The organism is Leisingera sp. ANG59 (assembly GCF_013317235.1).
Taxonomy (GTDB): domain Bacteria; phylum Pseudomonadota; class Alphaproteobacteria; order Rhodobacterales; family Rhodobacteraceae; genus Leisingera.
Genome location: NZ_WLCM01000007.1, coordinates 168,740 through 180,255 on the forward strand (window position 1 = coordinate 168,740; position 11,516 = coordinate 180,255).

General features: G+C 63.2%; 10 protein-coding genes and 1 pseudogene. 2 read left to right on the plus strand and 9 right to left on the minus strand.

From position 1 onward, the window contains the following. The first annotated feature begins 32 nt into the window (after positions 1 to 32). Positions 33 to 959 carry an alpha/beta hydrolase gene (locus tag GKC28_RS09210; protein WP_174146607.1) on the plus strand — a complete coding sequence of 309 codons (927 nt, stop codon included), beginning with the start codon at positions 33 to 35 and terminating at the stop codon, positions 957 to 959. Positions 960 to 1,128: 169 nt separating this feature from the next. On the opposite strand, the gene GKC28_RS09215 is transcribed toward GKC28_RS09210, so the two are convergent. The 8 genes and pseudogenes from GKC28_RS09215 to dtd all read right to left on the minus strand — a co-directional run bounded on the left by GKC28_RS09215 (position 1,129) and on the right by dtd (position 9,651). Next, positions 1,129 to 1,965, minus strand: coding sequence for an alkaline phosphatase family protein (locus GKC28_RS09215; protein WP_174146608.1), 837 nt, complete (start codon positions 1,963 to 1,965; stop codon positions 1,129 to 1,131). Positions 1,966 to 2,109: 144 nt separating this feature from the next. Beyond that, on the minus strand, positions 2,110 to 2,934 hold the full coding sequence (locus GKC28_RS09220) for a DUF2182 domain-containing protein (RefSeq protein ID WP_174146609.1): 825 nt from the start codon (positions 2,932 to 2,934) through the stop codon (positions 2,110 to 2,112). A gap of 6 nt (positions 2,935 to 2,940) precedes the next feature. Further along, on the minus strand, positions 2,941 to 3,582 hold the full coding sequence (locus GKC28_RS09225; protein WP_174146610.1) for a DUF1326 domain-containing protein: 642 nt from the start codon (positions 3,580 to 3,582) through the stop codon (positions 2,941 to 2,943). 139 nt (positions 3,583 to 3,721) lie between these two features. Then, a pseudogene (locus GKC28_RS09230) lies at positions 3,722 to 5,435 on the minus strand (ABC transporter ATP-binding protein). Next, entirely contained in the window at positions 5,432 to 6,247 is an 816-nt protein-coding gene (locus GKC28_RS09235) for an ABC transporter permease (protein ID WP_019295750.1), read from the minus strand. Before GKC28_RS09235 ends, GKC28_RS09230 begins: the two are co-directional and overlap by 4 nt. Then, positions 6,244 to 7,200: an ABC transporter permease gene (locus tag GKC28_RS09240; RefSeq protein ID WP_174146612.1), complete on the minus strand. Its 957-nt coding sequence runs from the start codon at positions 7,198 to 7,200 to the stop codon at positions 6,244 to 6,246. The genes GKC28_RS09235 and GKC28_RS09240 overlap by 4 nt, the downstream gene beginning before the upstream one ends. 1 nt (position 7,201) lies before the next feature. Further along, complete coding sequence (locus tag GKC28_RS09245) at positions 7,202 to 8,785, minus strand: ABC transporter substrate-binding protein (RefSeq protein WP_174146613.1); 1,584 nt, start codon at positions 8,783 to 8,785, stop codon at positions 7,202 to 7,204. Positions 8,786 to 9,204: 419 nt separating this feature from the next. Then, the gene (dtd, locus tag GKC28_RS09250) at positions 9,205 to 9,651 is read right to left on the minus strand and encodes a D-aminoacyl-tRNA deacylase (RefSeq protein ID WP_174146614.1); all 447 of its coding nucleotides are present in this window, start codon (positions 9,649 to 9,651) and stop codon (positions 9,205 to 9,207) included. Between the two features lie 196 nt (positions 9,652 to 9,847). On the opposite strand from dtd, the gene GKC28_RS09255 reads away from it, so the two are divergent. Beyond that, the gene (locus GKC28_RS09255) at positions 9,848 to 10,267 is read left to right on the plus strand and encodes an Hsp20/alpha crystallin family protein (protein ID WP_174146615.1); all 420 of its coding nucleotides are present in this window, start codon (positions 9,848 to 9,850) and stop codon (positions 10,265 to 10,267) included. 94 nt (positions 10,268 to 10,361) lie between these two features. Here GKC28_RS09255 and GKC28_RS09260 read toward each other — a convergent pair whose 3' ends face one another. Further along, positions 10,362 to 11,483: a TFIIB-type zinc finger domain-containing protein gene (locus GKC28_RS09260; protein ID WP_174146622.1), complete on the minus strand. Its 1,122-nt coding sequence runs from the start codon at positions 11,481 to 11,483 to the stop codon at positions 10,362 to 10,364. Positions 11,484 to 11,516: the final 33 nt, after the last annotated feature.

An 11,516-nucleotide genomic window follows, 5' to 3' on the forward strand; every position in this document is an offset into this window, starting at 1 on the left:
TTTGGAAAACCGGCGTGCAGGGAGGCTCGCAGATGGATTACGAACGGCTGATCGACGAGGAGACCTGGGACTTCATCCAGAAGACCGGGGAGCTTTATCCCGATGACGCCGTTGAGATGAGCATCGAAGAGCAGCGCCGGATCTACAATTCTATGGCGCTGGAATTCCGGGTGCCGCGGCCGGATGTGGTGTCGGTTGAGGAATTGTCGGCCAATGGCGTGCCGGTGCGGGTCTATACCGCGGGCGACCCGACCCGGACGGTGCTGTTCTGCCATGGCGGCGGCTTTGTCGTCGGGGGCTTGGACAGCCACGACGATGTCTGTGCCGAGGTATGCGCCCAGACCGGCTACCGGGTGGTGGCGGTGGACTACCGGCTGGCCCCCGAACACAAGCATCCCGCCGCCTTTGAGGATGCCTGGGTGGTGCTCGGCTGGGTCGAGGCAGGCTATGGCAAGGGCATTGTCCTGATGGGCGACAGCGCCGGTGCCAACATCTGTGCCGCGGTGGCGCATCATGCGCGCGGCCGCTGCGAGTCGATTCTGGGCCAGGTCCTGATTTATGGCGCCTTTGGCGGTGACGTGAATCAGGGCTCCTATATCGAGCACGCGCAGGCGCCGATGCTGACACGCGAGGACGTGCTGTATTACATGGATATCCGCACCGATGGCGAGGCGCCGAAGGATGATCCGCTGTTTGCGCCCTTGGCAGACAGCGACTTTTCCGGCTTGCCGCCGACCGTGCTGGTGACAGCGGATTGCGATCCGGTCCGCGATGACTCGCGCGAATACCGGGACCGGATTGTCGAGGCTGGCGGCAAGGCGCATTGGATCAACGAGCCGGGGTTGATCCACGGCTACCTGCGTGCGCGCCACAGCGTGGGCCGGGCGCGGGACAGTTTCGAGCGGATTTCGGTTGCCGTCGAGGCGCTGGGGCAGGGGATCTGGCCCTATGACGACTAGGGTCCGCTAGCCGGCCCGGTCGATCACCGAGTTGCGTGTGAGCCACGGCTCATCGCAGGCGTCGCTGGCCAGCGCCGGGGCGGTCAGAAGAAAAAATACCGCAACAAGGGGGACTGGCGTCGGAAAACGGCAGCTGAAGGCCATCCTGGCACCCAGCCGCCGCGTCAGGTCACTTCAGGAAGGGCTCCGCCTTCATGGTGCCGGCAATCGGCGCCCCCAGCCGCTTGAGGATGGTCGGGGCCAGCTGCCGCTGGTCGATCACCTCGCCGTGGTCGGGGCCGTCAGCCTCGCCGAAGTAGTAGAGCGCGGTTTCCTGCTGCAGCGCGCCGCGGCCGCCGTGGTGGCCGCGCTCGTCCTGGCCGTGGTCGGCGGTGACGATCACCTCGTAGCCCAGGTCGCGCCAGCGGGTGATGAAGGGGGCCAGCATCTCGTCCATCACGAAACAGGCGTGGTCCATTTCCTGGCAGTCGTGGAAATAGCGGTGGCCCATGCTGTCCAGGGTACAGGTGTGCAGCATGCCGTAGTCGAGGCCGAAGCGCAGGCAGAGGTTGGTCAGGGTGCCGAACAGGTCGACATCCGACGGGGTCATCTGGTTGTCCTTGCCGTAGCCGGTCATGGTGTGGAAGCGGCCGTGGTTGATGGTCTTGCTTTCCGGCTCGTCGTATTCGATGTCGCGCACGTAATCGAACGGGTGGCGGTTGAAGAAGGACGACCAGTAGCTGTGGGCGACGGCACCGGTGACGCCGCCGGCCTCACGGACCTGGCTGAACACGTCCTTTTCCTTCAGGCGGAACACGTTGGCGTTGCCGGTGCAGCCGTGGATGGCGGGCGCCACGCCGGTGTGGATCGAGGCATAGCAGCTGGCCGAGATCGACGGCAGCACCGCCCGCAGCTTCCAGACGCGGGCATCACCACTGTCCACCCAGCCTTCGAGGTTGCCGAACAGGCGGCGGAAGTTGCGCCAGGGCACGCCGTCCAGAATGATAAGCAGAAGTTTGTTGTCCATTCGCCGAATCCCTTTGCCTTGCGATGGCTTCGGGAGGGTATCATTGCCGCTGTTTCTTGAATTGCCATTCAAAAAACGGCGCATCGGCGGAAAAACGGATTTTCCGGACAGGCGTTGCGGATTTGCCGGGCAACGGCAGCGGTATCAGAACGCAGTGAGGAGCACATAGGCGCCTGCCAGGCAGAGCAGCGCACCGGCGGCAGCGGTGAAGAGCCTTGGGTATGGAAAGGTCTTCTCGGCCAGCACAAACAGCGCCAGCCCGGCAATCCAGTAGAGATTCATGATGCCGCCGGCGAACAGCAGCAGCATCAGCGCCCAGCAGCAGCCGAGGCAAAAGGTGCCGTGGTGGGCGCCCATCAGCACAGCACCAGCCAAGCCTGTGCGGTTATGCGCGGTCAGAAACTGAACCGGCAAACGGCAATGGGAGAGGCAGGCGTGCTTGTAGGGGGTAAACTGATAGGCGCCCGCCGCCAGCAGCAACGCACCGCCCAGGGCACGGCTGCTGAGCGACATCATGGGGCCGTCGGACAGGCCCATTGTTTCCAGCCACCACTGCAGAGTGGTGGCGAGTGCAGAATAGAAGGCCCAGGCCAGCAGGTAACCGCTGAGGAACAGCAGGCTGAGCAGCGGGGCGCTGGCGGCATGGGAACCGGCTTTCTTGATCGCGGTGAACAGCAGCAGCACCGGGGCCGCGCTGGGTGTCATCATGGCGATCATCATCACCCACCACATCAGAAAGATCAGCACCGCATAGCCCGCAGTCCAAGGCGAGCCGGCGCCCATCGCCATGGGCTCGCCGACCGGGCGGGCCATCCGGGTCATCTCGACCGCGGTCATGTTCATGCCGATGCCAAAGATGGTGTACAGAGCGCTCAGCAGCACGATGGCGGCCACGGCGCTCAGAACAACTGCCTGATCGTTTCGCGCCAGGCGTTCGGCTGTTCCGGTGGCGTGCTGCGGGCGGGCCATGGCGGATCAGGCCGCGCGCTCAACACCCTTGCCGGTCAGGTGCAGCTCGGCGACATGGGCGTGGGTTCCGCTGTTTTTTTCCAGGCTGATGGCTGAGCCGGGGGTGTGGGTTGTGCCCCGGCACACGGAGGCCACGGAGTATTCAAACCCGTTCGGCAGTTTTATCTGAACCGAATGCGGCGCCCCGGATACGATGTGCGCAATCGGTTCGACCTTGGTTTCCCCGATGCCGTCCGCCTTGCCGTGGCCAATGCCGGTTTCCGTATCAAAACTCAGCGACACCGGGGCGCTGAGGGTTTCGTGCCTGGTTGTGCACATGGCATTGAAGACGAAGAACATCGTTGCAAATTCTTCGGTGTCCCGGCCGGTCATGATCGCCTCAAGCGCGGACTTTTGCTCCGCCGTGGCACTTTCGTCGATGATGATCTGCATCTCGCCGTTGCCCTCGTGAATCGGGCCGGGCCATTTGTAGATGGCCGCGGCGCGCAGCCCGTCCAGTTTGGTGTTGCCGTAGTGGCCGGTATCAATGCGGAAGGTCAGCATTGCTTCGCAGGTGCCGTCGTTGGGGAGCTGCGAGAACTGGCAGGGGCACCCGGGCACGCAATTGCAATTGGCGATCTCGAATCCGTGAATTGCCCAGTCTTTCATGAAGGTTCCTCCCCTTTCCTGCAGTCACAACAAAACTGCCCGGTATTTTCGGGTTGGCTTGCCTCAGAGATCAGCCGCACTCAGTGCTTTTATGTTATTCGCAGCGCGTTCGCTGCATTCTCCCTGCTCCGCTAAACTATCACAAAACCGTGAGATTGAAAAAAAGAAAAAGCCCCCGCTGGCTATCAGCAGGGGCTTTGCATCCATTTGTGGATTTAGTTGCCGGCGCTTTCCATCTTGCGGTGTGCGATCACCTCTTCCAGCCAGCCCAGCTTCATCTCCGGGACGGAGCTGAGCAGCAGGTCGGTGTAATCGTCAAACGGCGGGCTCAGCACTTTGGACTTGCCGCCGTAGCGCTGCACCTTGCCCTGGTACATCACCGCGATGTTGTCGGAGATGGCGCGCACAGTCGCCAGATCGTGGGTGATGAACAGATAGGCCACATCCTCGATCTTCTGCAGATCCAGCAGAAGTTTCAGGATGCCGTCCGCCACCAGCGGATCCAGCGCCGAGGTGACCTCGTCACAGATGATCATCTTGGGCTTGGCCGCCAGCGAGCGGGCGATGCACACACGCTGCTTCTGGCCGCCCGAAAGCTCCGCCGGATAGCGGTCGATGAACTTCTCGCCCAGCTCGATCTCGTCCAGCAGTTCGATGATCCGCTTCTTCTTCTCCGCGCCGCGCATGCCGAAGTAGAACTCCAGCGGGCGGCCGATGATGGTTCCGACGGTCTGGCGCGGGTTCATCGCTACGTCCGCCATCTGGTAGATCATCTGCAGCTCGCGCAGGTCCTCGCGGGTGCGGCCCTTGAGGTCCGGGGAGAGTTTGCGGCCGGCAAATTCGATCTCGCCCTCGCGCGGCGGCAGAAGGCCGGTGATCACGCGGGCGAGGGTGGATTTGCCGGAGCCGGATTCACCCACCACCGCCAGTGTCTGGCCGGGATACAGATCGACGTTCACATTGTGCAGCACGTCGAACTGGGTGCCTTTGTAGCGCGCGGTGATGTTGCGCACGCTCAGCACCGGCTCTTCGGTGGGGGCCTTCTCCTCATGCTCGATGGAGCGGACCGAGACCAGCGCCTTGGTGTACTCCTCCTGCGGGTTGTTGATGATCTGGTCAACATGGCCGTACTCAACGGTGTTGCCCATCTTCAGCACCATGATGTCGTCGCTCACCTGCGCCACAACCGCCAGGTCGTGGGTGATGTAGAGCGCGGCAACGCCGGTGTCGCGGATCGCTTCCTTGATCGCCATCAGCACGTCGATCTGAGTGGTCACGTCGAGCGCGGTTGTCGGCTCGTCGAACACCACCAGATCCGGCTCCGGGCACAGCGCCAGCGCGGTCATGCAGCGCTGCAGCTGGCCGCCCGACACCTGGTGCGGGTAGCGCTCGCCGATGTTGTCCGGATCCGGCAGGCCCAGTTTGGCAAACAGGGTGCGGGCGCGGGCCTCGGCTTCCTTGCGGGAGAACTTCTTCTGCTCCACCGCCGCCTCGACTACCTGGTCCATGATCTTCTTGGCAGGGTTGAAGGAGGCCGCCGCCGATTGCGACACATAGGTCACCTCGGCGCCGCGCAGTTTGCGGATGTCCTTGTGGTTGCCCTTCAGGATATCGCGCCCGTTGACCCAGACCTCGCCGCCGGTGATCTTCACGCCGCCGCGGCCATAGGCCATGGACGCGAGCCCGATGGTGGACTTGCCGGCACCGGATTCACCGATCAGGCCCAAGACCTTGCCGGGCGCGAGGTCAAAGCTGACCCCGTGCACGATCTCGATGTCGCGGGGGCGTTCGCCCGGCGGGTAGATGGTCGCGCCGATTTTCAGGTCGCGGACTTTCAACAGGGTATCGCTCATCCGCGGCCTCCTTTCAGCGATGTGGTCCGGTTCAGCACCCAGTCAGCCACCAGGTTGACCGAGATCGCCAGCGTTGCGATGGCAAAGGCCGGGATCAGCGCGGCAGGAATGCCGTAGACGATGCCTTCCTTGTTCTCCTTCACGATGCCGCCCCAGTCAGCTTCAGGCGGCTGCACGCCCAGGCCCAGGAAGGACAGGGTGGAGACAAACAGAACCGCAAAGATGAAGCGCAGGCCCATCTCCGCGATCAGGGGTGACAGTGCGTTGGGCAGAATCTCGCGGAAGATGATCCATGCGGTTTTCTCGCCGCGCAGGCGGGCCGCCTCGACGTAGTCCATGACCTCGATGTCAACCGCGACGGCACGGGCCAGGCGGTAGACGCGGGTGGCGTCCAGGAGGCCCATCACCAGGATCAGCATCGGAATGGTGACCGGCGCAACCGACAGCACCACGAGGGCGAAGATCAGCGTTGGGATCGACATCACCAGGTCGACAAAGCGCGACAGCGCCTGATCGATCCAGCCGCCCATCACCGCGGCAAAGAAGCCGAGGACGGAACCCAGGGTGAAGGACAGAACGGTTGCTGCGGTGGCGATGAAGATGGTGGTGCGGCCGCCATAGATCATCCGGCTGAGGAGGTCGCGGCCGATGTTGTCGGTGCCCAGCAGATAGTCTGCGCTGGAGGGCTCCCACACATCGCCGACCACTTCGCCGACGCCGTAGGGGGCCAGCAGCGGCGCAAAGATGGCGCCGAGGAAGTAGAGGGCAGTAAAGAACAGCCCGATGAGTGCGGAAATGGGGATATTCTTCATTTCGGATGCCTCAGGCGCGGGTTGCTCAGGATGGCGACGATATCGGCGATCATGTTGAGGCCGATATAGACGGCGGCAAAGATCAGGCCGCAGGCCTGCACAACAGGCACGTCACGCTTGGACACGTGGTCAACCAGATACTGGCCCATGCCGGGGTAGACGAAGACCACCTCGATCACCACGACGCCGACCACCAGATAGGCGAGGTTCAGCATCACCACGTTGACGATTGGTGCAATCGCGTTGGGAAAGGCATGGCGGTAGATCACCTGAAAGGCGTTGAGGCCCTTGAGCTCGGCTGTTTCGATATAGGCCGACTGCATCACGTTGAGGATCGCGGCGCGGGTCATCCGCATCATGTGGGCCAGAACAACCAGCGTCAGCACGGCAATCGGCAGCGCGATGGCGTTCAGCTTCTCAAACAGGCTCATGTTGTCGTTGACCATGGCCACCGAGGGGAACCAGCGCAGCTGCACCGCGATGAAGTACATCAGGACGTAACCGATCAGGAACTCGGGGATCGAGATCGAGGCCAGGGTAACGGCCGAGATCGTCTTGTCGGGCCAGCGGTCCTTGAACCGGACGGCAAGCAGGCCCAGGAAGATTGCCAGCGGAACCGCGACCACGGCAGCCCAGAAGGCGAGGAACAGGGTGTTCCAGAAACGGCTGCTAAGAGCCTGGGCAATATCCTGGCCGCTGGTCAGCGCGGTGCCAAGATCGCCCTGCATGGCGCCGAAGAGCCAGGCAATATAGCGTTCTACAGGAGGATCGTTCACGCCCAGCTCAGCCCGCAGGTTGGCCAGTGCCTCCGGCGTTGCCGATTGCCCCAGAATCGATTGGGCAACATCGCCGGGCAGAACGATAGTGCCGGCGAAGATCACGATTGAGATGAGCAACAAAAGAAGGAGGCTCAGCGCAATGCGCTGAGCCAGGAGTTTTACGATCGGAGACATATTAGGCTTTGACCCACAGCTTGCTGGCCGCATAGCCGTTCATCAGAACCTGGCCCGGGATGCCTTCAACAAAGCCGTCGACCTTGTCGGTGGTCGCTTCGACGAAGTCGTTGAACATCGGGCAGATCAGGCCGCCCTCGTCACGCAGGATGGTCGACATGTCGGCATACATCTGCGTCCGCTTGGCAACGTCCAGCTCGCCGCGCGCGGCCACCAGCATCTGGTCGAACTGCTCGTTGTTGAAGCGGGTGTCGTTCCAGTCCGCGGTGGACAGGTAGGCGGTGGTGAACATCTGGTCCTGGGTCGGACGGCCGCCCCAGTAGCTGGTGCAGAACGGCTTGGCGTTCCAGACTTCCGACCAGTAGCCGTCGTTCGGCTCGCGCTTGACGTCCAGCTGGATGCCGGCGCTGGACAGCGACTGCTGGAACAGCGCGGAGGCATCCGGCGCGCCCGGGAAGGAGTTGTCCGAGGTGCGCAGCAGGATGGCGCCGTCGTGGCCTGCCTTCTTCATGTGGTGCATCGCCTTGTCCGGGTCGAACTGGCGCTGTTCCAGCTCGGTGTACATCGGATAGGAGGCGTTGATCGGGGTGTCGTTGCCGACGGTGCCGTAGCCGTTCAGGATCTTGTCGACCATTTCCTGGCGGTTGATGCCGTATTTCAGCGCCAGGCGCACGTCGTTGTTGTCAAACGGCGCGGTGTTGCAATGCATGATGAACACGTAGTGGCCGGCCGCTGAGGTCGAGTGCACGGTGATGTTCGGCGCACGGTCCACCAGTTTCGCGGTGCGCGGCGGCACCCGGTCGATCACGTCCACCTGGCCGGACTGCAGCGCCGCGACGCGGGCGGTGTCGTCGTTGATGACGATGATTTCCACGGTATCCGCGTTGCCCAGATCGCCCCAGTAGTTCGGGTTCTTCTCGGCCACGAAGCGCACGCCCATGTCGGCGGATTTGATGATGTAGGGGCCGGTGCCGATCGGCGCCGCCGGATCGTCATTGCCGCCGTTCGGCTGGATGATCAGGTGGTAGTCGGCCAGCAGGTAGGGCAGGTCGGCGTTCGGGCTGTCCAGTTCAAAGACAACGCTGTCGCCGTCTGCGCGCACGTCCTTGATGCCGCGCATGATGCCCAGAGCGCCGGACTTGGTGTCTTCGCCGCTGTGGCGCTCCATGGTCTTGACCACGTCGTCGGCAGTGACGCTCTGGCCGTTCGAGTAGGTCACGCCGGAGCGCAGCTTGAAGGTCCAGGTCTTGGCGTCGGCAGAGGCTTCATAGCTCTCGGCCAGCTTGCCCTCGATGCCGCCGTCGTCGGCCAGTTCGACCAGGGTTTCACCCCACAGGCGGGTGACCATCAGGCCAACGGTGTTGGTGACCAGCGCCGGGTCCAGGCTGTCGGTGGTGGAGCCGCCCTGCAGGCCGAGGCGGATGGTGCCGCCTTTCTGCGGGCCGGCCGCCTTGGCGGCGGTGGACAGCAGCAGGTTTGCGGATACTGCGGTGAAGCCCAGTGCGGCGGCCTTGCCCAGGAAGTCACGGCGCGACAGCTTGCCTGCCGCGGCCTGGCTGGCCAGATACTGCATATGACGATTCATTGAGATCTCCCGATTGGTTGCGGTGCTGATGGCACCTGTTTTTTGATTGGCGATTTAAGATTTGCGTATTTACCGCTAACTCGCAAGCGTTATTAGCTCCATGCCGGGGAAGCCCCCTTGTGCGGGCAGAACTGCATGTGTCGCCTTTCTTGGTCAAGGTGCCGTTTTTTCGAAGTGGGCGCCTTGTAAAACAAAAAAAATACGGGAATGCGACAGGAAATATTCCTGCGGTGGTTTTGCGATTTTTTTCTGAATCTGACCGGTAAGCCGGGCAGGGCGGCCGGACGGGGAACAGAATCGATGCTTTCCGGTCTAAAAACGCCCCTTTCGCTGCCAGACAGGCCGGTTCGGCATCAGAGCCGGGTTAGGGAGGTGCAGGTCGTTTGAGGAACATCTGCGTACCGAAGGGCTGATCCGTGTCAGGCCTGTTCAGTGTCCATCCAGATGGTCACCGGGCCGTCATTCAGCAGCCGGACTTTCATGTCGGCGCCGAACTGTCCTTTTGCAGTTTTCAAACCCAGCGCCGCCAGCCGGCCGGAAAAGTATTCATACAGACGTTCACCCTCGGCGGGGGCGGCAGCGGTGGAGAAACCGGGCCGGTTGCCGCGCCTTGTGTCGGCCGCCAGGGTGAACTGGCTGACCACCAGCACGCTGCCACCGGTATCCAGCACAGAGCGGTTCATCTTGCCGGCGTCATCCTTGAAGATCCGCATCTTGGATATTTTGGCGGCCAGCTGCTCGGCCTGCGCCTCGCTGTCGCCCGCCATGGCGCAGACCAGTACCAGCAGCCCGGGGCCGATTTCGCCGATCACCGCGCCGTCAACCGTGACCGAGGCCTCGCTGACCCGTTGAATAAGTGCCCGCATGTCTGCTCCCGTTCGTTGAAATGTCCCGGCTGTCCGGCCAGCCGCCGGCCGGGTCGCAACAGCTCTAGCCCGTTTGCCGCATGGGGGCGAGACAGGCGGCGAAATTTCCCGCCGCTGGCCCGGCTCTTGCGCCGGATCAAGGCAGGTCCGGCAGCGGGGAGGTACAATGGGACGCAACAAGAAAGGAGGCTGAACTATGGTAGAAAAAACCGAACATGGCGGCTTTTGGCCGTCGCTTTATGACCCGTTCCGCAGCTTTGGCGCGCGGCTTGCCGACTGGCTTACCCCGGCAACCGAGGCCTCCTCCGGCAAAGAGGCTTATGACATCGCCATGGAGCTCCCGGGCGTCGCGCTGGAGGATGTGGAGCTGACCGTGGACAACGGCGTGCTGACGATCCGCGGCGAAAAGAAGACCCAGTCCGAGAAGACGGGCGACACCTGGTATTTCAGCGAGCGCCAGTATGGCGCCTTCCGCCGGTCCTTCCGTCTGCCGGAAGATGCGGACGGGCAGGCGGCCTCGGCCCGGATGGAGGACGGCGTGCTGCACATTTCGGTGCCGAAACGGGCTCTGGAGCAGCCGGAGACCGCTCGCAGGATCGAAATCAGCAAGGGCTGACAGGGAGGCCGGCCAAGGGTTCCGGCTCAGAATCCGGGGAAAGGAACCGGCCGGTTCAGGAAGGGGGCGGCTGCGCCCCCTTCCGCTTTGAGCGCTATTTCTGGCTTGCAATCAGGGCGATGCCAGCGCCGATCAGCAGAGCCAGCAGGATTGCAAAAGCGATTTTCCAGACTGAGTAGGGCCGCTCGCCCTGGACCCGGCCGGACTGGCCGTTGACCACAAAGCGGTAGGTTTTGCCGCGGTATTTGTAGGCGGCCAGCCACACCGGCAGCAGGATGTGCTTGAAGGTCACCTCTGACATTTTGGTGTCGATATGTGCGATCCGCTGACGGTCGCCGCCGATGTCAAAGCGCACGTCGCGCTCGATCACCCGGTCCATCTTCCGCCCGGCCTCGGTGAAGCCTTCTTCGAGATCCACCGTGTAGGCCTCGGCCCGGAAGCCGGCCAGATACTGCGGCTGATAGGGTTCCAGCTGCGCCAGGTCCCAGGGCTCCAGCGCCTCGGTGTATGTTTTGGGCAGGCTGCGGGAGGCCAGAACAAGGACATCGTCAAAGAACCGCTGCACCCGGCCCGAGGCGGGCGTCCAGCGCACCTTGGCGACCTGCCGGGTCCGGGTCTTGCCGTCCTGCTGGAAGGTTTCGGTGACATAATAGACGGTGCCGCGCTGGCCGGTGTAGCTGCTGCGGGTCTGGGCGTCATAGGTCCAGTAAGGCACATAGATGCCGTGCATCCGCCGTCCCTTGCGGGCGTATTCCCTGAGGCCGTTCGGGGCAAACCACAGGCCGCCCAGCCAATCCGTCATCGCCTTGTGCGCGGCGCGTTCCTCCACCGCGAAGGGCAGCACGCCCTTGGGTTTGATATGCCGGTTCTCGCCGGTGCCGGTCACCACCGGCGTGGCGCAGAAGGGGCATTCCCTGGCGTGGGTGTCCGGGTCGAATTCCACCTGCGCGGCGCAGTTCGGGCAGGTGGAGACGCGGGTGACCTCGATCTCCGCCTCCGGCAGCTGCTCAGCCGCTGCCGCGCGGAAATCCAGCTCCTGCAGGGCGGTTCCTTTCCAGGGCCCGCTGCGGATGCTTTCGGTGTGGCCGCAATGGCCGCAGGTCAGCGTGCCGGAGGCGGGGTCATAGGTGTAGTCGGCACCGCATTGTTCGCAGGGGAAGCGGTGGGTTTCTTCTTCGGCGGCGGGCACAGTTTCAGCGGTCGGCGGCGGGGGCATCGTCACGGGGAGGGGAACCTGTCGGGCAATGTC

Coding starts and splice junctions, on each gene's coding strand:
- GKC28_RS09210 (WP_174146607.1), top strand. CDS start 33: ATGGATTACGAACGGCTGATCGACGAGGAGACCTGGGACTTCATCCAG.
- GKC28_RS09215 (WP_174146608.1), bottom strand. CDS start 1,965: ATGGACAACAAACTTCTGCTTATCATTCTGGACGGCGTGCCCTGGCGC.
- GKC28_RS09220 (WP_174146609.1), bottom strand. CDS start 2,934: ATGGCCCGCCCGCAGCACGCCACCGGAACAGCCGAACGCCTGGCGCGA.
- GKC28_RS09225 (WP_174146610.1), bottom strand. CDS start 3,582: ATGAAAGACTGGGCAATTCACGGATTCGAGATCGCCAATTGCAATTGC.
- GKC28_RS09235 (WP_019295750.1), bottom strand. CDS start 6,247: ATGAAGAATATCCCCATTTCCGCACTCATCGGGCTGTTCTTTACTGCC.
- GKC28_RS09240 (WP_174146612.1), bottom strand. CDS start 7,200: ATGTCTCCGATCGTAAAACTCCTGGCTCAGCGCATTGCGCTGAGCCTC.
- GKC28_RS09245 (WP_174146613.1), bottom strand. CDS start 8,785: ATGAATCGTCATATGCAGTATCTGGCCAGCCAGGCCGCGGCAGGCAAG.
- dtd (WP_174146614.1), bottom strand. CDS start 9,651: ATGCGGGCACTTATTCAACGGGTCAGCGAGGCCTCGGTCACGGTTGAC.
- GKC28_RS09255 (WP_174146615.1), top strand. CDS start 9,848: ATGGTAGAAAAAACCGAACATGGCGGCTTTTGGCCGTCGCTTTATGAC.
- GKC28_RS09260 (WP_174146622.1), bottom strand. CDS start 11,483: ATGCCCCCGCCGCCGACCGCTGAAACTGTGCCCGCCGCCGAAGAAGAA.